The sequence below is a fragment of the Mycobacterium sp. PTI7 genome, assembly GCF_056679845.1.
The window spans coordinates 791,498-811,132 of sequence record NZ_CM155252.1 but is presented as its reverse complement, the minus strand read 5'-3'; the positions used below and the strand labels follow the sequence as shown (position 1 = coordinate 811,132).

The following is a 19,635-nucleotide window of genomic DNA, read 5'->3' as shown; positions in this document are numbered from 1 at the left end:
GGGCTATCCGTTCGCTCGGCGCACGTGCGCGGCGATGCGCAGGTCACGCATGCGCGTCAGGTGGCCGGCCATCGCCGCACTCGCGGCATCAGCGTCGCCGTCGCGGATCGCCTGCATGATGTCGAGGTGCTCGCGGTAGCCGCGTTCGGTCTTGGCCGTCGCCGACCGGTCCGGCCGGTAGTCGGCGAGCATGTCGTCGAAGTGGGCCAGCGAGGAGGCGATGACCGCACTGCGGGCGGCGTCGCGCATTGCGACGTGGAAGTCGGAGTTCCACTCCGGATGCCGGGACCGGTCGGGTTCGTCACGACGCCGGTCGAGCAGGTGTTCCAGCCGTTCGACGTCGATGCCACTACGACGCTGAGCAGCGAGGGCTGCGGCCGAGGCCTCGAGCGGGATGCGCGCCTCGTAGATGGCCTCGATCTCCTCCGCCGAACGCTCGCGAACGACGAATCCGCGCTCCGTGCGGTCGATGAGCCGGTCGTGGGACAACCGCGCCAGCGCTTCGCGCATGGGTGTGCGTGACACGCCGTACAGCTGTCCCAATGTGGTCTCCAGTAGGACGGTGCCGGGCTCGAAGCGGCCGGCCAGCAGGTCCTGCTTCACTCTGAGATAGTGCGCGTCGGCACGGGATGCGCCGGTGAACACGATGCTGCCCATGATCTTTCGCCGTTCCTTCCCGCGGCACCCCGAGTTGACGGTGCCGAGTTGCAGTGTATACGCTCGTATACGTGAATCGATGGCTGCAGCATGCCGCTCTGGCAGGCAACCGTCGTGACACGTGCGCCCAGCCTCCGCGACGGTTCTTCGCCGACGCCTCGAGCCTGGTACGCCGCCGCTACGTCGACCTCCTCTTGGTCAACAGCTGCCTCTGTCGCCGCTGACGTTCGTCACCGCCCGACACTCACCGCCCTCACCGCCATAGGCGAATTCTCCGCCGAGCCACTCTCGCGGCCGATGGTCGATGGGTCCTTCACATCCCCCGATCGGGGCGAAAGGCGTTCTTGCACATGTCTGATGACCGTCGTATGCATCTCGGATTGACCATCTGGCCCACGGGCTTCCACCCCGCCGCGTGGCGTCTTCCCGGCTCGCACCCGGACGGCAATTCGAACCCGGCCCTGCTCAGAGGCGCCGCCCAGACCGCCGAACGGGGCGTTTTCGACTTCTTCTTCATCGGCGACCGACTCGTCGGTCTCACCAATTCGCAGTTCGCGAACCCCAACGAGGTACTACGCCCCGAAGCGCTGACACTGGCGTCCCACATCGCAGCGGTTACGACGCGCATCGGATTGATCACCACCGTCAACACGACGTACTCCGATCCGTACAACGTGGCGCGAGCGACCGCGACCATCGACCACCTGAGCGCCGGTCGCGTGGGTCTCAACATCGTCACCGGCAAGAACGTCGAGGCGGCTCGCAACTTCGGCCGAGACCAGCACTGGGACAACGACCGTCGATACGACTGGGCGGCCGAATACATCCAGGTGTTGCAATTGCTCTGGGACAGTTGGGAAGACGAGGCGCGAGTCGCCGACCCGGAAACGGGACAGTTCGTCGAATCCGATCGGGTGCATTCGATCGATTTCACCGGCGAGTTCTTCTCGGTCGAGGGCCCGCTCAACGTGCAACGCCCCGTCCAGGGCCGACTCCCCATCATCAATGCCGGAGCGTCGGAACGGTCGCGGGAACTCGGGGCACGCTTCTCGGATCTGCGGTTCACCAACTCGTCCACCCTGGGCCTCGACGGAGCCCGTGCCTACTATGCGGACCTGAAGTCGCGGCTCCCGGAGTACGGGCGCGCCGCTGACGATCAGCTGATCATCCCCGGTGTCGCGGTGTACGTCGAGGACTCGGACGCGTCTGCACGCGAACGCTATTCGGAACTCCAGCATCTGCTGCGGACCGGTCCGTCGGGACGCGTCAAGCTGACCGAGGCATTGGGGGTGGACCTCTCGGCCCATCCGGACGACGCGCGAATCGCAGACGTCGTCGACCTGTCCACGCTGTCGGCCCAGGCAGGAGCTGCCCTGACGTCTGCGACCGACCTCTATGGCCATGCCGACCTGACGCTGGCCGAGGTCACCGCCGCGGTGGTCCGCGGCGGCATGTTCAAGGAGGTTGTCGGCTCGCCCACCCGGGTCGCCGACGTCCTCGAGGAGTGGTTCGTCAGCGGCGCCGCGGATGGCTTCATGATCTTCCCTCCGCAAGTGCCCTACGGCATCGATCGATTCGTCGACCTCGTCGTCCCGGAACTGCAGCGACGGGGACTGCACCGGCGGGAGTACACCGGCAGCACGTTGCGCGACCACCTCGGCCTGGAGCGACCTGCCAACCACTTCGTCACCTCGGCCGCGAGGGCGGGACTCTCGTGACCGCCTCGGTGTTCGTCGGAGCAGACGAGTTGGCGAGCCGGCTGTCGGAGGCACCGGACACGCTGCGCGTCATCGAGGTTCGGCGTTCGACCGTCGACGCTCCCGACCAGCACGTCGACGGGGCCGTCGTGGCGACCCTCACCGCGGACCTGTCTCGCGACGGAGCCGAAGCCACCGAGGGGAAGCGTCCGTTGCCGGAGGTGGCGACGCTGCAGGCGGCGCTGCGACGCTGGGGCGTGAACGACGGCGACACGGTGGTCGTCTACGACCACGACGGCAGCTTCGTCGCCGCGCGCGCCTGGTGGGTTTTGCGGTGGGCCGGGGTGGGCGACGTCCGGATCCTCGACGGCGGCCTGCCGGCATGGGTGGCGGCCGGACACCCGGTCGGCAACGTCGCGCCCGACGTCCGGCACGGCACCGTCACCGTGACCGGCGGACACCTCGAACAGCTCGACGCCGACAGTGCCGCCGACCTCGCCGCCGACGGTCGGTTGATCGACGCACGCTCGGCGGACTCCTTCCGCGCCGGGCACATTCCCGGCGCACGCAACGTGGGATCCGGTGACACGGTGTCCGTGGACGGCACTCTGCTCGACGCGGACGCCCTCCGCGCGCTCTACCTGGCCGAGGGCGACGCCCCGGGGTTGTACTGCGGCGGCGGCGTCGCGGCCGCGCACGGTGTCGCCGTGCTCGCACATCTGGGCATCTCGGCGCCGTTGTTCGTCGGCTCCTTCTCGGCCTGGAGCGCCGACCCGTCCAGGCCGGTCGCGGCGGAGACGTCCGTGGAAGGTGGACTGTCATGAGCCGCTCGCTGAGCCGCGAAGGACGGCCGCAGGCCGCCGTCGAACCGGCCCCCGCTCCGTCGTCCTCGGCCGAGCTGGTGCGCTCGGATCGACGCGCCGAGCGCACGCGCCGCATCGTCATCCTCGGTGGGCGGGTGGCGATCGCCGTGATCGTCGTCGGCGCGTGGCAACTGTCCTCCGATCGGATCTTTCCGTCGTTCTACGTGTCCTCACCGCTGGCCATCGCTCGGCGGTTGATCGATCTCGTGACCACGGGCGAGCTGTGGCCGCACCTGACCCAGACGCTCATCGAGGTGGCACTCGGCATGTCGATCGGGGTGCCGCTGGGTGCCGTGCTGGGCATCGCGCTGGGCTCGTCGGTACTGCTCGGCGGATGGCTGCTCCCGTACATGATGGCCCTCTACAGCCTTCCACGGGTGGTCCTGGCTCCGCTGTTCATCATCTGGTTCGGCGTCGGCTTGCTGTCGAAGGTGACCATGGTCGTCACGATGGTGGTGTTCGTCGTGTTCTACAACGTCTATCAGGGCGTTCAGCAGCTCGACCGCGACCTGCTCGACGTGACGCGATCCCTGCGGGCATCCCGCATCCAGACGCTGCGGTGGGTCGTCCTCCCCTCCCTGGTGCCGTGGTTGATCACCGGCATCAGGTTGTCCATCGGCATCGCGCTCATCGGTGCCGTCATCGCCGAATTGATCGCGGCCAGCCAGGGTCTCGGCTACTACATCAAGTACTCGTCGAACCTCCTCGACGTCACCGGCGTGTTCGCCGGCCTGGCCGTGATCACAGCGGTCGCCATCGCGCTCGACCAGCTGCTCAAGACCCTGGAACGCCGGATCGCTCCACGCTGATCGATCCCTCGACGACACATCAACCCTGGAGATCACCATGCCCCGTAGAACGCTCGCGGTCATCGCCGCCGCAACAACCGCGACCGCGCTCACCCTCGTCGGCTGCTCCAGCCAGGGGCAGAGCGAAGGCTTGAGGGTCGGGATCGTCTGCGGCGGGCTCAGTCTCGCCGCCCTGGCGATCGACGAGGACGGCTCGAGCACCAAGCCGGAGAAGATCTGCTTCGACAGCGGGTCGGACGCGGTGCAGGCACTCAGCGGCGGCAGCATCGACGCCTTCGTCGGGGCGGGCGAGCACATCGTGCGCAACCGGATCAAGAATCTCGACGTGAAGGGCTATGCGGTCACGAGCCAGGTGCCGCCCTACGCCTTGGTCACCGCGTCCTCGTCCGACGTCCGGCAGGTGTCCGATCTCGCCGGCAAGTCGGTGGCGGTCACGGCACCGGGCAGCCTGTCGGACACCGAACTGCAGCGCGCGGCAGCCGATGCCGGCGTCGACTACAAGGGATTGCGCGTCGTCGGCAGCGGCACCGGCGCGACCATGCAGGCGACCATCGAGAAGGGCGGCGCCGCTGCGGGCATGGTGACCGACCCGCTCCTGACCACGATGGTCCGGTCCGGGAAGTTCCGCGAGGTGTGGAAGCCAGACTTTCGTTACGTAGCCTTGACCGTCATCGCGAAGGAGTCCTGGGCGCAGTCCCATCGGGACGTACTCGCCGCGTTCGTCAACGGCGTGAACGCCACCCTGCAGCGCGGCACGTCCGACCTCCAAGCCAGCCTGGACGCCGCGAAGAAGCAAGCGCCGGAACTTGATCCGGCGATCCTCGAGTCCGTACTCGCGACCACCCTCGCGCAAGCCCCTGCCGGGCTGGCGGTCGACCCGGCGGTCTACCGGGACACCACGAGCCTGCTCGAGGAGGTCGGCCAGATCGAGCCCGGCTCGGCGCCGTCGTTCGAGGATGCGTTCGACTTCAGCCTGCTGGGCGCGAAGTGACCGCGGTCGAGTTCGCCGCGGTCAACCTCGCGTATCGGACGCCGGGCGGCAGGCGACTCGCCCTCGACACGGTGGATTTGACGGTCAAGTCGGGGGAGTTCGTCGCCCTGGTCGGTCCCAGCGGGTGTGGGAAGTCGACGCTGCTCAAGGTCGCCGCCGGCCTGGTCACCCCGACCTCGGGACAGGTGCGGCTCGACGGCGTCGCGGTGACGGCGCCGCCCGTCGGGGTCGGAATGCTGTTCCAGAACGACGCGCTGCTGCCCTGGCGCTCGGCTCACGAGAACGTGCGACTACCGCTGCAGATCGCCGAACGACCCCGGGCAGAACAGGATCGACGCGTCGCCGAACTGCTGGGCCGGGTCGGTCTGGCCGACTTCGCCGACTACACGCCGAGCCAGTTGTCCGGCGGGATGCGCAAGCGGGTGGCGCTCGCGCGCACGCTCGCCGCCGACCCGAAGGTGTTCCTGATGGACGAGCCGTTCGGACCGCTCGACGCGCTCACCCGCCGGGAGATCGGCCGGGACTTCCTGCGGCTCTGGGAGGAACTTCGCACGACGGTGATCTTCGTGACCCACGACGTGGACGAAGCGCTCCTGCTCGCCGACCGCGTGGTGGTGATGTCGTCGGCACCGGGCCGCATCGTCGAGGACTTCACGGTGTCCCTCCCCCGTCCGCGCGAACCACGCGAACTCAGATTCACATCCGACTACCACGACCTCTACGACGCGGTATCGAACACCCTCGGACTCACGGCCTGAGAATCCGGGCGAGTCCTACTCTGGTGCGCCGGTCGGGGACGTGATCGACTCGGAGCATGAGCGACCACACCTACCGCGTCATCGAGATCGTCGGCACGTCTCCCGACGGGATCGACACCGCCATCCGCAACGGCATCAGCCGCGCCGCCCAGACCACCAGGAACCTCGACTGGTTCGAGGTCGCGTCGGTGCGCGGCGAGATCGAGGACGGCGCGGTGGCGCACTTCCAGGTCTCGCTCAAGGTCGGCTTCCGCATCGACGACTGACGCCCGCCCGGGCGCTCAGCAGTTGGTGCGGATCTCGAACTTCGCGGTCCCCGTGTCCCGGTACTTGCCGTCGAAGGAGCCGTCCGCGGTGCCGGTGATGGTGAAGTCGCCGTCGCGCATCGTGGCCTCCGCGTCGCCCGTCGTCGCGGTGGAGAAGCCGCCGGTGAACCCGCCGAGGTCGGTGAACTGAACGGCCAGGGGCTTCACCTCGCCGCCGGTGCTCACCTGGGCGGTGAAGCCCGGCGACTTCTGCTCGGTCTCGATGGCCCACGTCCACCCCGACTGGACGCAGGTGATGATGGGCTGCTCGGCCTGCACGGTCCCGTCGATCGTCACGCGCGCCGTGCGCACGCCGAGCGCCGACGCGCTGGCGGAGCAACCGGTGGCGACGAGTCCGACGGCGAGCAGACCGATGAGGACGGGCTTCGGCGTGGATGCCGGCCGGCCGTCGCGACGGAGATGCGCGCCGTTGCGCGTCGAACTTCTCGGGATGTGCATACAGGGGGTTACCCAATTTCAGCAAAAGCTACTGCTGCGTTGAAGTCGAAGTATGTCTCCGTTCTGATAGGTTTTGATCGCGTCGGTTTCCGCGGGCATTCCTTGCCCGCGGATCGCAAGAGGGAATCCGGTGAGAATCCGGAGCTGCCCCGCAGCGGTGATCGGAAACGAACGCGACAACACGCACTGGTTCGCCGGGAAGCGGTCGCACAGTAGGTGGCACCGAGGTGCCGAGTCCGAGAGTCCGAAGACCTGCCGTCGCACCACATCCGGGGATGTGGTGGCTCGATCGCCTCGTGGGACATGGCGATCGCGGCAACCGTCGTGGGCACCGCCTGCCCGCGCAGACCCGTGTGTGACAACGGGCTGTCGACGAATGGTGGTGGCGGTGCTCAGGCACAGACTGTGGTCGTTGACCACGCTTGGTCTGGTGGCTCTCGTCGCAGTCGCAATCATGGGTCTGCTGTTCGGCAGCGCCCACATCCCGCCGGCTACCGCACTGCGGGCGGTCTGGGCCGAGATCGTCGGCGGGCGCGTCACCGCCGATCAACTGCCCGACTACCGGATCGTGGTGGAGTCGCGTCTGCCGCGGGTGTTGACCGGCATCGTCGTGGGCGCAGGGCTCGGCGTCGTCGGCCTCCTCGTCCAGGCGATGGTGCGCAATCCCCTGGCCGATCCGTACGTCCTGGGAATCTCGTCCGGGGCTTCCGTGGGCGCCACCGCCGTCGTCTTGTTCGGCGTACTCGGCGGCCTCGGCCTCTACGCGATGCCCACCGCGGCGTTTCTGGGCGCCCTGGTCGCCACCGCCGCGGTGTACTTCCTGGCTCGAGACGGCAGCGGGCTGGCACCGCTTCGCCTGGTGTTGATGGGAACTGCGCTTGCCTACGGGTTCTCGGCTCTCACCACGGCGCTCGTCTTCCTGGCACCCACCGGTGACGCCGCACGCAACGTGATGTTCTGGTTGCTCGGCAGCCTTGCCGCATCGAGTTGGCACACCTTCTGGGTGGTGCTCGCCGCCACGGCGGCCGGGGTGGTGATCACCGCGGCGTGCGCGGAGCGGCTGAACGCGTTGGCGATGGGTGACGACGTGGCCGCGAGCCTCGGCATCGACGCGGCCCGGTTCAGGCTGGCCCTGTTCGTGCTGACCGCGTTCGTCACCGGCTTGATCGTGTCCGTCTGCGGAGCAATCGGATTCGTGGGTCTGGTGCTGCCACACGTCGCCCGGCTGCTCGTCGGTGCCGATCACCGCGGCCTGGTCGTCCTCGTGCCGGTGCTGGGCGCGTTGTTCCTCGTGCTCGCCGACCTGATCGCGCGCACACTCGTTCCGCCGTATGAGTTGCCGATCGGCGCCATCACCGCCGCGGTGGGCGCCCCGGTGTTCCTGCTGTTGATGCGCGGCCGGGTCAGGGAATGACCCGATGACCCCTCTTGGCGACATCAACTACCACGACGTCGACGTACACCTCGCAGGTCGACGGATCCTGCACGGCATCAGTCTGTCGGCGCACGGCGGCTCGTTCGTCGGAGTCATCGGACCGAACGGCAGCGGGAAGTCGACCATCCTGCGCTGCCTATACCGAGCGCTCGACCCCGATGCCGGGACCGTCCACGTCGAGGGCCGCGACGTCCGGGCGGTCAGCATGCGCGAGAACGCCCGTCAGGTCGCAGCACTGACGCAGACCACCAGTTCGCACCTCGACTTCACCGTCATGGACGTGGTTCGCGCCGGCCGACTCCCGCACCGTCCCGCACTGGCGCTTGGCTACTCGTCGCACGACGCGCGCGTGTGTGCCGACGCGGTGGCCGACGCCGGCGTCGGCCACCTCGAGGGTAGGCAGTTCGGCTCGCTGTCGGGCGGCGAGGCACAGCGGGTGCTGATCGCGAGGGCCTTCGCACAGGAACCACGGGTACTGGTGCTCGACGAACCCACGAACCACCTCGACGTCCGTCACCAGTACGGCGTGCTGACGGCCGCCCGGGCGCGCGGCGTCACGGTGCTCGCAGCCCTACACGACCTCAACCTGGCCGCGCAGTTCTGCGACCACCTGGTGCTCGTTTCCGACGGCGAGGTCGTCTGCGCGGGAACTCCGGGAGCCGTACTCCGGGTCGAGAACATCGTCGAATGGTTCGGGATCGATTGTCACGTCTACCCGCATCCCCGGCTCGGCGTTCCGCAGATCATCTTCGACGAAAGGCTGACGCCATGACAGCACGACTACTCGCCTTCGGCGCCACCGCGCTCCTCCTCGCCGGCTGCGGTGCACGGGTCGACGAGCGCCCGACGGCGGAGACAACCGAAGGCGCCGTGACGGTCTCGAACTGCTCGGTCCCGCTCCACGTTCCCACCACGCCGACTCGGGTGTTCGCGAACGACACCGGCATCACCGAAATACTCTTCGCCCTGGGCCTAAGCGACCGGATCGTCGGCTACACCACGTCGGGCGGTGCAGACCGCGACATCGCCAGCTCGCCGTGGCGCCAGGACTTCGAGTCGGCGCCGTACCTCGGCGAGGCATTCACCCGCGAGGTGATCCAGAAGGCCGACCCCGACTTCGTGTTCGCGGGGTGGAACTACGGGTTCCGGGAGTCGACCGGCGTCACACCGGATTGGGTGTCGTCGATCGGTGCCACTCCCTACCAGCTCACCGAAGCGTGTCGCCAAGCCGGGACCACGAAGCGCGGGATCATGCCGCCCCTCGACGCGCTCTACGAGGACCTCACCAACCTCGGCGACCTGTTCGGCGTTCGAGACCATGCCGACGAGCTGGTCGACGACTACCGCGCCCAGATCGCCCGGGTGGCTGCGCAGGCGCCGGCCCCAGCCCGCCGGGCCAGGGTCTTCCTCTTCGACAGCGCCGACCCGTCGCCCTTCACCTCGGGGCGTAATGCCGCCCCGCAGCAGATCATCGCCGAGGCCGGCGGGACGAACGTCTTCGACGACCTCGACGACTCGTGGACCACGGTGTCGTGGGAGGCTGCGGCGCAACGCAATCCGCAGGTCATCGTGATCGTCGACTACGGCGCCGGCCCGGCGAACACGGTGGCTGCGAAGACCCGGCAGCTGCAGACGCACCCGCTGATGGCGAATACGGAGGCGGTTCGGAAGGACAACGTCATCTCGTTCCCCTATGCCGCGATGGTGGAGGGTCCGCGCAACCCGACGACGATCGTCGAACTGGCGTCGTTCCTGCGCAGTAGGGGGTTCTGAGTCGCGAGCCGAGGCGCCCTCAGAAGAAGGAGAGCGGGTTGGCGTTCATCACGCCGTGCACGATCAACAGCGGCCACATCGAGCGGTGGCGCGCCCACAGCAGCCCCAGGAACAAGCCGGTGACGCCCTGGTTCGCAACGACGTTCGCGAGGTCGGCGACGACGTCACCGCTGCCCTGGATCGCGACGTGCCATGACGTCCACGCCAGCGACGAGACGATGATTGCGGGCCAGACCCCACCGAGTAGCCGAGACCACGGGCTCTGCAACCACTTCCGGTAGAACAGCTCCTCGACGACGGCGTTGACCAGGAACCCGATGGCGATTGTCGACACCAGCACGAACGGATCGGTGTCGGCAACGACGGTGGCAGCGGGAATGGTGGTCGACAGGGCGAGGTGGGCGGCCACCCACCCCGCCGCGGGCATCAGCGGCCACCACCGGCCCGTCGGCGCGGCCGCTACTGCCTCAACCTCGGCGCGACGACGCCGCGTCGCTGCGAACAGCACGAGCGGTCCGACCACCAAGAGGATCGACTTGAGCACCAGATAGCGCGGCTCGCCGGGACCCAACACGTCGAGCAGCACGGCGAACGCCACGGCCAGCCCGAGCAGGACGAGCGCCTGGAACTTCACCGCAGAGGATGACGCGCCGCCGCGGCCGGACGCCGTCCGCACCACCAGACACAGCGCGATGCCCAGGATCACCGGCAGCCACGGATGCCACATCGGGATCGTGTCGGTGCTGTCGGCCGTGTAGCGGATCCGACCGCCGTTGACCACGGCGACGAACGTCAGCGCGACGACGTAGATCGTCACGCCCGCGATCAGGACGGCGGTCCCCGCGGTGCCTCGGGCACCGACCCCGGCGCCGTCGCGGGCGTTGCTGAGCACGAGGCCAACCTAGCGCGACGCGGACCCGCCGATCCCCGGTGCCCGACGCAGAACCGGCCCAGGCGTGCCGACGGTTCCGTATCCTTCCGCGAATGACCGATGCGACTGAACGGCCCCTCGCGCCCGGTGGTCCGACTCGCGCGCCGACGAGTACGCGCAGAGCGGTCCTCAACACCATCCGGGGATCCGCAGGCAACCTGGTCGAGTGGTACGACGTCTACGTCTACACCGTCTTCGCCATGTACTTCGAGGCGCAGTTCTTCGATCCGGACGACGAGAACTCGACGCTGTACATCTACGCGATCTTCGCGGTCACGTTCCTCATGCGCCCGGTCGGCTCGTGGTTCTTCGGCCGCTACGCCGATCGGCGCGGCCGCAAGTCCGCCCTGATGCTGAGCATCTCGATCATGTCGGCGTGCTCGTTCGTCGTGGCAATCATGCCGACGCGCGACGTCATCGGATACTGGGCGGCCGTCGTCCTGATCCTCGCCCGGCTCGTGCAGGGCTTCGCGACCGGCGGCGAGTACGGCACCTCGGCGACCTACATGTCCGAGGCCGCGACCGCGAACCGACGGGGCTTCCTGTCCTCGTTCCAATACGTCACGCTCGTCGGCGGGCACGTGCTCGCGCAGTTCACGCTCCTGATCGCGCTCGGCGTCCTCGGCGGAGACGTCGTCACCGACTGGGGGTGGCGCATCGGCTTCTTCATCGGTGGCATCGCCGCGCTCGTCGTGCTCTGGTTGCGTCGCTCGATGGACGAGTCCCTGAGCGAGTCGCACCTCGAGGCCATCCGCGAGGGCAAGGACCAGTCCGCCGGGTCACTCAAGGCGCTGTTCACCGTCCACTGGCGGCCGCTGCTGCTGGTCTTCCTGATCACCGCCGGCGGCACGGTGGCGTTCTACACGTACACGATCAACGCGCCGCGGATCGTGAAGACGATCTTCACGGAGGACCAGGCGCTGACCGGCACCTGGATCAACCTGCTGGGGTTGATCTTCCTGATGCTGCTGCAACCCCTGGGCGGGCTGCTGAGCGACCGGATCGGTCGCAAGCCGCTGCTGGTCTTCTTCGGCATCGGCGGCGTGCTCTACACCTACGTCCTGCTGACCTATCTGCCGCAGACCCATTCGCCGCTGGTGGCCTTCGCGCTGACCGCCGTCGGGTACGTCATCCTCACCGGCTACACGTCGGTCAACGCGATCGTGAAGGCGGAGCTGTTCCCCGCCGAGATCCGCGCTCTCGGTGTCGGACTGGGTTACGCGCTGGCCAACTCCGCGTTCGGCGGCACCGCCCCGCTGCTCTACGAGGGCGCCAAGTCCGGTGACAACGTCGGCTGGTTCATCGTCTACGTCACGGTCGTGATCGCGGTCAGCCTGTCGGTGTACGTGTTCGCCCTCAAGAACAAGGGCCTGACCGTGCTGGACCGCGAGCAGGGCAGCGCCTGGGCGGTACCACCCTCGCGGACCGGGTAGCACCACGACGCACGCCGGCCCGCCGCGACGGATCGCTGGCGGGCCGGGTGCCGTGCTCGGAACGGGTCTAGCGGTGGTTCCGATGGATGATGATGAACTGCGGGTAGATCTGCACGTGCGGGGCGACGGCGGTGAGTTGGCTGTTGCCCGGTGAGATGCACTGGGTGGCCGAACCTACGTCGGTACACGAGAGCGGTGTGGCGGCGGCCGCGGGGGCCGCGACGATCGCTGCCGCGGCAGCTCCCGCCGCGATCAGCGGGGCCAGGTGTCGAGCTGTGGCGCGCATGGTGGAACGGGTCCTTCGTGTCGTGGAGCGCAGCGATCTGCTGGTGCTACACGGTGATCAACATCGGACTCGGTCAGCGCATTCCGCGCTACGCCGAGGCGGCCTCGAAGTCGGCGAGCTTCACGGCCAGGTAGGCGTTGAACGCCTCGGAGCCGTCGCTCAGACGGGACTTCACGTCGCGGGAGTCCTCGTCGGCGAGCACCTCGAACGCCCCGGTCGCCACGCCGTCGTAAGCCTGGCTCACGACGCTCTCGGCGCTCACCTTCGGCACGTCCCAACGCGCCGCCATCGGCGTGTCGATCATGCCGACGATCACTCCGGTGACGACGGTCCCGGCGGGCGCGAGTTCGCCGCGCAGTGCGTTGGTCGCCGACCACATCGCGGCCTTGGACGCCGCGTACGCCGTCGGCAGGGGCAGCCACGCGGCCAGGGACAAGACGTTGAGCAGTCCCCCACCGCCGTGTGCGGCCAGCACCGGCGCGAAGGCCTTCGCCACGCGCACGGTCCCGAAGTAGTTGGTCTCGAAGATGCGTCGCGCGACGTCCTCGTCCCCGGTGACGACCGAACCGTCATCGGCCGGGGCGATCCCGGCGTTGTTGACGACGAGGTCCACGTCGGTCGCGGTCTGCGCGACGGCTGCCACGGAGGCCGGATCGGTCAGGTCGAGCGCGATCGGGACGATGCGCTCGTCGTCCCAGGGCCTGGGGTTTCGGGCGGTCGCGTAGACCTTGCGCGCCCCGCGCTCGAGCGCCTGCCGTACGAACTGCTCGCCGAGTCCGCCGTTGGCACCGGTCACCAGCACCGTCCGCCCATCGAGTCGCTCTGCCATCGTCACTCCTGAGGTAAGGTCACGCATAAGTGGGGTAATTCCCCAGTTCGAGTATGTGGGGACATTCCCCACTTTGTCGACGAGTGGAGGTGTGATGGTGGCCACACAGGCGACGCGACCCCTTCGCGCGGATGCTCGCCGCAACCGGGACGCGATCCTCGGCGCCGCCATCTCGATCTTCGAGACCGACGGCATCTACGCGCCCATCGATGGCATAGCGACTGCCGCCGGCGTCGGCAATGCCACGCTCTACCGGAACTTCCCCACCCGGAACGATCTGCTGGCGGCGGTGATCGAGACGACCATCGCCGAATTGCTTTCGGACTCCGAGGAATTGATGCGAGGGATGCCCGCCGACGACGCACTGCGCGAATGGCTTAGGCGGCTCGCGTGGCAATTGCGCATCTGGAACGACCTGCCCACCTGCATCGCGACGTCCATCGACGACACCGGCTCACCGGTGCAGAGCGTCGCGACGCGCCTCACCGCCCGCACGGCCGAGTTCCTGGACCGCGCCCGGGAGGACGGGTCCGCGCGGGACGCCGTCACGGCCGACGAACTCTTCGAACTCGTCACCGCGATCTCGTGGGGCATCGACCGCTTCGGCGACGATCGGGAACGTGCCTGCCGGCGAGTGGCGTTGGCCACCGCCGGCGTGTTCGAGAAGCCCTGAGCCTCAGCGGGATTCGGTGCCGATTGCCGCTGCCAGATCGGCCTGCGTCTTGCCCAGGAACGCCTGGAACTCCTCGCCCGTCATGAAGGTGGTCGTGAACCGGCTGCGCTGCGCGATGTCCTGCCACGTGCGCGTCCGGACCATCTCGCCCAGCACACGCTGCCAGTAGGCGACGGCGGCCTCCGGCATCCCGGGCGGGCCGTAGATGCCGCGCCAGTTCGACAGGGTGACGTCCAGCCCCTGTTCCCGGGCCGTGGGCGCATCGAGACCGGGGAGCCGATCCTCCGCCAGCACGCCGAGCGCCCGGAGGTCACCGGCCTCGAGCGGGGCCGCGAATTCACTGAGACCCGAGATCGCCACGGCGGCAACCCCGTCGCGGACGGCGGCGGTCTGATCGCCACCACCCTCGAAGTCGACGTAGTCGACCGACGCCGGGTCACCGCCCGCAGCGGACACCAGGAGGTCGAACGGGGCGTGATCGTCGTCGGCGGCCGCGACCGGGACGCGTGCCGGGTCCGCCTTGACGGCCGCCATCAGGTCGGCCAGGTTCGCGAACGGGGTGCCCGCGGGTGCCACCACCACGAAGTACTCCGTCATCAGGCGGGCGATCATGGTGACGTCGCGAAAGCCGTAGGGAGACACGCCGCGCAGCTGATTGAGCATCATCGACAGCGACGTCACGGACAGCTGATCGTCGGCGCCCCGGTAGTCGTCCACCATGGTGGCGAGGAAGTCCGCGCCGGTGGCTCCGGGCCGATTCTGAACGGGCAGTGGGACGTCGACGAGCCCCTCCTTCTGCAGCGTCTCGACCACCGAGCGGATCGTCAGGTCGAAGCCGCTGCCCGGGTTGGCTCCGGCCGTCATGGTCACCGGCCCCGCGGGATACGGCTCCGCCCCGGCGCCGGGTGCGACGCCCAGGCAGCCCATCGTCAGGACGAGCAGTGCCGCCAGTCCGGTCCCGATGGCAGTCTTGATCGTCACGCGTGTGCTCCTTCGTCGTCGGTACGGCCGCCTGCGCCCAACGCGCCGCGAGCAACACCCACCGAATCTCTACCCGAGTCGGCGACCGCTGTCTGGCCGTTGGGCAGACCGACGGGTGACGGACTTGTTGGGATCGGTAGCCGCCTCGCCCCGATGTACTCGTGTGGTGCCGATGCCACCGGGGCTCGCACGATGAAGGGAAGCCACCGATGAACACCGTTCTCACCCGCGTCCAGGCTCAGGTCAACCGCGTCGACCGCTCGCGCAGCCTGGCGATCGGCATCGCCGCCGGCGTCACCGCCCTGTGGTCGCTCTACCGCGTCTTCTGGCTGTTCTACTCGATGTCCATGCTGTCGGGTGTGGGCTACTCGTCCGGCTCGCTGTTGGTCTCGGCCGTGTTCTGGAGCGTCTTCGGGCTCGTCGCGGCAGCGGTGTCGGCGGCCTTCGTGATCCGCTACCTCAAGACGAGCTGACGTCCGGCCGGGACGGGCCGCTGCGTGCAGCGGCCCGTCAGCGCCGAGAATTGATCGTGTCCAGCAGGGCCTGGAGATCGTCGGGCCCGCCGCCGCCGCCGCCGAAGCTGCGCACGGCCCTGCCGATGGGGATCGACGCGGCCATGCGGACCATGTCGACGCCGAGTGCCTGGCCGCCGTCGTCGCCGAGTGAGCCGAACGACGCGAGCACCTCCTCGAGCACCTTCGCCCCGGCCGGGTCGGACATCAGTTCGCCGATGGTGGACTCCGCGTCGAAGTCCTGGCGCACCGAGTCGCCCGCCACGTCGACGTCGCCCTCGAGACGGATGTCGCGGCTGGACGCACCCGCGGCGATGCGGTAGGTGCCGCCTTCGACCACCCACCGGTCCAGCCGGTCGTGCCAGTAGGCGAGGTCGCGGCGCTCGACGCGCACCGACACCGTCGCACTCTCGCCCGCGCCGAGATCCACCGATCCGAAGCCGACCAGTTCGCGGGGCGCGCGGGTCACGGCGGACTCCGGCACGGAGGCGTACAGCTGCACGACCTCCCGGCCCGCGCGCTCACCGGCGTTCCGCACCCCGACGGACACGGCCACGCCGTCCGGATCCGCGGACAGCACGAGGTCCGAGTACTCGAAGGCCGTGTAGGACAACCCGTGTCCGAACGGGTACAGCACGTCCTGCTCGCGGACGTCGTAGCCGCGGTAGCCGACGAAGATGCCCTCGCCGTACCGCACGCGCGAGTGCTCGCCCGGGAAGTGCGGATAACTCGGGGCGTCCTGGAGCCGCAGGGGCACGGTCTCGGCGAGCCGGCCCGACGGGTTCACCGTGCCCACCAGGACGTCCGCGATGCCGCCGCCCGCCGCCTGGCCGAGGAGCGCGCCGCCCAGGATTGCGCGGGCCGCCGCGTGGACCGGGGCGAGGCGCAGCACCCCGCCGGCCGACAGCACGACGACGGTGTTCGATTGCGCCGCAGACACTTCCGCGATGAGCGCGAGCTGGTCGGCGGGCAGGTCGATGTCGTCGCGGTCGAAGCCCTCGGATTCCTGGCTGGCCGCGAGGCCGGCGAACACCACCGCCACGTCGGCGTCCCGGGCGGTCCGCACCGCCTCGGCGCGCAGTGCGGCGCCGTCGACACTGCCATCGAGGGCGAACCCCGGTGCGAACGAGAACCGGCCGTCGATCGCCGCCCGGATCTCGTCGAGCGGCGAATCGACCCGCGTCGGGGTGACGTGGGAACTGCCGCCGCCCTGGAAGCGCGGCGACTCGGCGAAGGCACCGATGACGGCGACGTCCCGGCCCGGGTCCAGCGGCAGCAGGTCGTAGTCGTTCTTCAGCAGCACGACGCTGCGGCCCGCCGCCTCGCGGGCGAGCGCGTGGTGGGCGTCGACGTCGACGGTCACCTCGCGCCGGCCCTCGGCGACCCGCGCCGACAGCTGGGCGACGGCATCGGCCGCGCGGTCGACTGCCGATTCGGCCAGTCGGCGATCGGACACGGCGGCCACGACCGCGGCGTCGTCGTCCGCGGTGTCACCGGGCATCTGCAGGTCCAGGCCCGCCTCGACGGCGGCCACCCGGTCGGCGACGGCACCCCAGTCGCTGACCACCAGGCCGTCGAACCCCCACGTGTCGCGCAGTACGTCGGTGAGCAGCCACCGGTTCTGCGATGCGTAGACGCCGTTGATCCGGTTGTAGGAACACATCACCGTCCACGGCCGGGCGTCGCGGACCACCCGTTCGAACGCACGGAGGTAGATCTCGCGGAGCGTGCGCGCATCCACCTCGGCGCTGGTGCGCATGCGGTCGTGCTCCTGGTTGTTCACCGCGAAGTGCTTGAGCGATGCCCCGACACCACCCGACTGCAGGCCACGCACCCACGCCGTGGCGAGCACGCCGGACAGGTGCGGGTCCTCGCTGAAGTACTCGAAGTTGCGTCCGCAGCGCAGATCCCGCTTGACGTTGATGCCGGGGCCGAGCAGCACGCCCAACCCGGCGGCCTGCGCCTCGACGGCGAGCGCCGACCCGACGCGGCGGGCCAGCTCGGGATCCCAGCTCTGCGCCAACCCGACGGCCGGCGGGAAGCAGGTGGCCGGGTCGCTCGCGCCGAATCCGAGGTGGTCCCCCGCGCCCGACTGGTACCGGACGCCGTGCGGTCCGTCCGACATCGCCACCGCCTCGACACCCGGCGCTGACTTCGTCCGCCAGAAGGACGCGCCGCCCCCCAGGGCCGCCCTCCGATCGAGGTCGAGGCGTGACGTGTCGGCGGCAGCGGCTGAGTGAGTCATCGCCATCCGGTGTACCACCGGATTCGTCACACGGCTCCCCTGCTTCGAACGGCCCGCGGCGGGGCACTCTGCCGCGATGTCCACGAATTCCGAAGAACAGACCTCCTCGCCCCTGACGGACGACGCCAAGGCGATGCTGTCGAAGCCCAACCCCGCGGTCATCAGCACCGTCCGCAAGGACGGCCATCCCGTGTCGGCCGCCACCTGGTACCTGCTGCGCGGCGACCAGCTGCTGGTCAACATGGACGTCGGGCGCAAGCGGCTCGACCACATGCGCAGGGACCCGCGCATCTCGCTGACGGTGATCGACGGTGACGACTGGTACACCCACGTGACCGTCATCGGGCACGTCACCGAGATCTACGACGACGAGGGCCTCGCCGACATCGACGCGCTGTCGCGGCACTACCAGGGCAAGGAGTACCCCGACCGGGACCGGCCCCGGGTCAGCGCCCTGATCGCCGTCGACCGGGTCCACGGGTGGGGCGCGCAGAAGAACAACGATCAGCCCGATGGCCGGGGCTAGCCGGCGGTGACGTCGACCTCGACCGCGGCGGTCGGATTCCGGTCCGAACGCGGACCGGTCCTCATCTCGGTCATGCTGAGCACCGGGCTGGTGGCGATCGATGCGACGGTGCTCGCCACCGCGGTGCCCTCCATCGTCGGCGAACTCGGTGGCTTCAACCAGTTTCCGTGGCTGTTCTCGGCCTACCTGCTGGGCCAGGCCGTGACGACGCCCATCTACGCGAAGCTGTCGGACGTCTTCGGCCGCAAGTCGATCCTGCTGGTGGGCATCGGCGTGTTCCTCCTCGGCTCGATCCTGTGTGCGGTCGCGTGGAACATGCTCGCGCTGATCGTCTTCCGCGCCATCCAGGGCATCGGCGCCGGAGCCGTGCAGCCCACGGCGATGACCATCGTCGGCGACATCTACACGGTGGCGGAACGCGCGAGGGTGCAGGGGTATCTGGCGAGCGTGTGGGCCGTGTCGTCGGTCGTCGGGCCGATGCTGGGCGGCACGTTCTCGCAGCTGGGCATCTGGCGCGGGGTGTTCCTGATCAACATCCCGCTGTGCCTCGTCGCGGCGTGGATGTTCAACCGGCACTTCACCGAGAACGTCACGCGGGCGGATCGCAGCGTCGACGTCCTGGGCGCGCTGCTGCTGGCCACCGCCATGACGTCGCTGGTGCTGGCCATCCTCGGCGGCGGTCAGACCTGGGCGTGGACGTCCGCGCCGAGCATCACCGCGTTCGTGGTCGGCGCGGTCCTGCTCGGAGCCTTCTTCGTCGTCGAACGGCGGGCCCGCGAACCGATCCTGCCGATGTGGGTGTTCTCTCGGCGACTGCTGTGCGCGACCACGGTGGTCGCGCTCGGCGTGGGCGCCATCCTGATGGGCCTCACGTCGTACGTGCCGACGTACCTGGAGGGCGCGCTGCAGGTCACGCCGATCGTGGCCGGTCTCGCGCTCGCCGCGTTGACGCTGGGCTGGCCCGCGACGGCGGCGATCGCCGGAAGGTTCTACCTGCGATGGGGGTTCAAGCGGACCTCGATGCTGGGCGCCGTGCTGGTGATCGCGGGCGCCTCGGTGCTGGCCGCGACGGCGCACCGGCCGAACGTGGCGACGGTGGCGGTCGCGTGCTTCGTGATCGGCGGCGGCATGGGCCTGCTCGCCGTGCCGACGCTGATCGCCGCCCAGGCGAGCGTGGGCTGGAACGAGCGCGGCATCGTCACGGGTACCAACATGTTCGCCCGTTCGCTCGGAAGTGCGGTGGGCGTGGCCATCTTCGGCGCCATCGCCAACTCGATCTTCGGCTCCGGGGACGTCACGTCGCTGGGCCCGGCGCTGATCGAGGCGGGTTCGGCGGCGGTGTTCCTCGGCGTCCTGGTGGCGGCCGTCGCGACCGCGGCGGCCGTAGTCGCGATGCCGCGTACCCCACCCGCACCCGTCGCGGTGCCGCCCGAGCCGAACGCCGTCTGACGCCCAACGCACGCCACCCAGTC

At 69.2% G+C, this 19,635-nt stretch carries 21 protein-coding genes and 1 riboswitch; of the genes, 14 read left to right on the top strand and 7 right to left on the bottom strand.

The window, feature by feature from the left end; translation table 11 throughout:
* Window positions 1–3: 3 nt before the first annotated feature.
* Complete coding sequence (locus AC1MEY_RS03970) at window positions 4–657, bottom strand: GntR family transcriptional regulator (protein ID WP_480229429.1); 654 nt, start codon at window positions 655–657, stop codon at window positions 4–6.
* Window positions 658–1,037: 380 nt separating this feature from the next.
* On the opposite strand from AC1MEY_RS03970, the gene AC1MEY_RS03965 reads away from it, so the two are divergent.
* Genes AC1MEY_RS03965 through AC1MEY_RS03940 form a run of 6 tightly spaced genes read left to right on the top strand, consistent with a single transcriptional unit; the run spans window position 1,038 to window position 6,041 of the window.
* The gene (locus AC1MEY_RS03965) at window positions 1,038–2,375 is read left to right on the top strand and encodes an NtaA/DmoA family FMN-dependent monooxygenase (RefSeq protein ID WP_480229428.1); all 1,338 of its coding nucleotides are present in this window, start codon (window positions 1,038–1,040) and stop codon (window positions 2,373–2,375) included.
* Window positions 2,372–3,178, top strand: coding sequence for a sulfurtransferase (locus AC1MEY_RS03960; protein ID WP_480229427.1), 807 nt, complete (start codon window positions 2,372–2,374; stop codon window positions 3,176–3,178). The genes AC1MEY_RS03965 and AC1MEY_RS03960 overlap by 4 nt, the downstream gene beginning before the upstream one ends.
* The gene (locus AC1MEY_RS03955) at window positions 3,175–4,026 is read left to right on the top strand and encodes an ABC transporter permease (protein ID WP_480229426.1); all 852 of its coding nucleotides are present in this window, start codon (window positions 3,175–3,177) and stop codon (window positions 4,024–4,026) included. The genes AC1MEY_RS03960 and AC1MEY_RS03955 overlap by 4 nt, the downstream gene beginning before the upstream one ends.
* A 37-nt stretch (window positions 4,027–4,063) precedes the next feature.
* Window positions 4,064–5,017: an ABC transporter substrate-binding protein gene (locus AC1MEY_RS03950; RefSeq protein ID WP_480229425.1), complete on the top strand. Its 954-nt coding sequence runs from the start codon at window positions 4,064–4,066 to the stop codon at window positions 5,015–5,017.
* On the top strand, window positions 5,014–5,775 hold the full coding sequence (locus tag AC1MEY_RS03945; protein ID WP_480229424.1) for an ABC transporter ATP-binding protein: 762 nt from the start codon (window positions 5,014–5,016) through the stop codon (window positions 5,773–5,775). Before AC1MEY_RS03950 ends, AC1MEY_RS03945 begins: the two co-directional genes overlap by 4 nt.
* A 56-nt stretch (window positions 5,776–5,831) precedes the next feature.
* Entirely contained in the window at window positions 5,832–6,041 is a 210-nt protein-coding gene (locus tag AC1MEY_RS03940) for a dodecin (RefSeq protein WP_480229423.1), read from the top strand.
* A 15-nt stretch (window positions 6,042–6,056) separates the two neighbouring features.
* Here the strand turns inward: AC1MEY_RS03940 and AC1MEY_RS03935 are convergent, their stop codons facing one another.
* The gene (locus tag AC1MEY_RS03935; protein WP_480229422.1) at window positions 6,057–6,539 is read right to left on the bottom strand and encodes a lipoprotein LpqH; all 483 of its coding nucleotides are present in this window, start codon (window positions 6,537–6,539) and stop codon (window positions 6,057–6,059) included.
* A 66-nt stretch (window positions 6,540–6,605) separates the two neighbouring features.
* Window positions 6,606–6,813: riboswitch (cobalamin riboswitch) on the top strand.
* 102 nt (window positions 6,814–6,915) lie between these two features.
* Between AC1MEY_RS03935 and AC1MEY_RS03930 the strand changes: the two genes are divergently transcribed.
* From AC1MEY_RS03930 to AC1MEY_RS03920, 3 genes are read left to right on the top strand one after another with little or no spacing between them, the layout of a single operon-like run.
* On the top strand, window positions 6,916–7,953 hold the full coding sequence (locus AC1MEY_RS03930; RefSeq protein WP_480231288.1) for a FecCD family ABC transporter permease: 1,038 nt from the start codon (window positions 6,916–6,918) through the stop codon (window positions 7,951–7,953).
* A 4-nt stretch (window positions 7,954–7,957) separates the two neighbouring features.
* A complete protein-coding gene (locus AC1MEY_RS03925; protein ID WP_480229421.1) occupies window positions 7,958–8,746 on the top strand; it encodes an ABC transporter ATP-binding protein in 789 nt (262 codons plus the stop codon).
* On the top strand, window positions 8,743–9,747 hold the full coding sequence (locus AC1MEY_RS03920; protein ID WP_480229420.1) for an ABC transporter substrate-binding protein: 1,005 nt from the start codon (window positions 8,743–8,745) through the stop codon (window positions 9,745–9,747). Before AC1MEY_RS03925 ends, AC1MEY_RS03920 begins: the two co-directional genes overlap by 4 nt.
* 19 nt (window positions 9,748–9,766) lie before the next feature.
* Here the strand turns inward: AC1MEY_RS03920 and AC1MEY_RS03915 are convergent, their stop codons facing one another.
* Window positions 9,767–10,639: a CPBP family intramembrane glutamic endopeptidase gene (locus AC1MEY_RS03915; RefSeq protein WP_480229419.1), complete on the bottom strand. Its 873-nt coding sequence runs from the start codon at window positions 10,637–10,639 to the stop codon at window positions 9,767–9,769.
* A gap of 92 nt (window positions 10,640–10,731) precedes the next feature.
* On the opposite strand from AC1MEY_RS03915, the gene AC1MEY_RS03910 reads away from it, so the two are divergent.
* The gene (locus AC1MEY_RS03910; protein WP_480229418.1) at window positions 10,732–12,111 is read left to right on the top strand and encodes an MFS transporter; all 1,380 of its coding nucleotides are present in this window, start codon (window positions 10,732–10,734) and stop codon (window positions 12,109–12,111) included.
* 67 nt (window positions 12,112–12,178) lie between these two features.
* Here AC1MEY_RS03910 and AC1MEY_RS03905 read toward each other — a convergent pair whose 3' ends face one another.
* Together AC1MEY_RS03905 and AC1MEY_RS03900 are read right to left on the bottom strand one after the other, a co-directional pair.
* On the bottom strand, window positions 12,179–12,397 hold the full coding sequence (locus AC1MEY_RS03905) for a hypothetical protein (protein ID WP_480229417.1): 219 nt from the start codon (window positions 12,395–12,397) through the stop codon (window positions 12,179–12,181).
* Between the two features lie 88 nt (window positions 12,398–12,485).
* Entirely contained in the window at window positions 12,486–13,226 is a 741-nt protein-coding gene (locus AC1MEY_RS03900; RefSeq protein ID WP_480229416.1) for an SDR family oxidoreductase, read from the bottom strand.
* A 94-nt stretch (window positions 13,227–13,320) separates the two neighbouring features.
* On the opposite strand from AC1MEY_RS03900, the gene AC1MEY_RS03895 reads away from it, so the two are divergent.
* The gene (locus tag AC1MEY_RS03895; protein WP_480229415.1) at window positions 13,321–13,899 is read left to right on the top strand and encodes a TetR/AcrR family transcriptional regulator; all 579 of its coding nucleotides are present in this window, start codon (window positions 13,321–13,323) and stop codon (window positions 13,897–13,899) included.
* A gap of 3 nt (window positions 13,900–13,902) precedes the next feature.
* On the opposite strand, the gene AC1MEY_RS03890 is transcribed toward AC1MEY_RS03895, so the two are convergent.
* Window positions 13,903–14,880, bottom strand: a complete 978-nt coding sequence (locus AC1MEY_RS03890) for a tripartite tricarboxylate transporter substrate binding protein (RefSeq protein WP_480229414.1) — start codon at window positions 14,878–14,880, stop codon at window positions 13,903–13,905.
* Window positions 14,881–15,089: 209 nt separating this feature from the next.
* Between AC1MEY_RS03890 and AC1MEY_RS03885 the strand changes: the two genes are divergently transcribed.
* Entirely contained in the window at window positions 15,090–15,353 is a 264-nt protein-coding gene (locus AC1MEY_RS03885; RefSeq protein WP_480229413.1) for a hypothetical protein, read from the top strand.
* 37 nt (window positions 15,354–15,390) lie between these two features.
* On the opposite strand, the gene AC1MEY_RS03880 is transcribed toward AC1MEY_RS03885, so the two are convergent.
* Window positions 15,391–17,637 (bottom strand): glycoside hydrolase family 3 C-terminal domain-containing protein, encoded by a 2,247-nt coding sequence (locus tag AC1MEY_RS03880; protein ID WP_480229412.1) that lies wholly within the window; start codon window positions 17,635–17,637, stop codon window positions 15,391–15,393.
* Between the two features lie 76 nt (window positions 17,638–17,713).
* Here AC1MEY_RS03880 and AC1MEY_RS03875 point away from each other — a divergent pair, with 76 nt between their 5' ends.
* Together AC1MEY_RS03875 and AC1MEY_RS03870 are read left to right on the top strand one after the other, a co-directional pair.
* The gene (locus tag AC1MEY_RS03875) at window positions 17,714–18,163 is read left to right on the top strand and encodes a PPOX class F420-dependent oxidoreductase (RefSeq protein ID WP_480229411.1); all 450 of its coding nucleotides are present in this window, start codon (window positions 17,714–17,716) and stop codon (window positions 18,161–18,163) included.
* 6 nt (window positions 18,164–18,169) lie between these two features.
* Window positions 18,170–19,612 carry an MFS transporter gene (locus AC1MEY_RS03870; protein ID WP_480229410.1) on the top strand — a complete coding sequence of 481 codons (1,443 nt, stop codon included), beginning with the start codon at window positions 18,170–18,172 and terminating at the stop codon, window positions 19,610–19,612.
* Window positions 19,613–19,635: the final 23 nt, after the last annotated feature.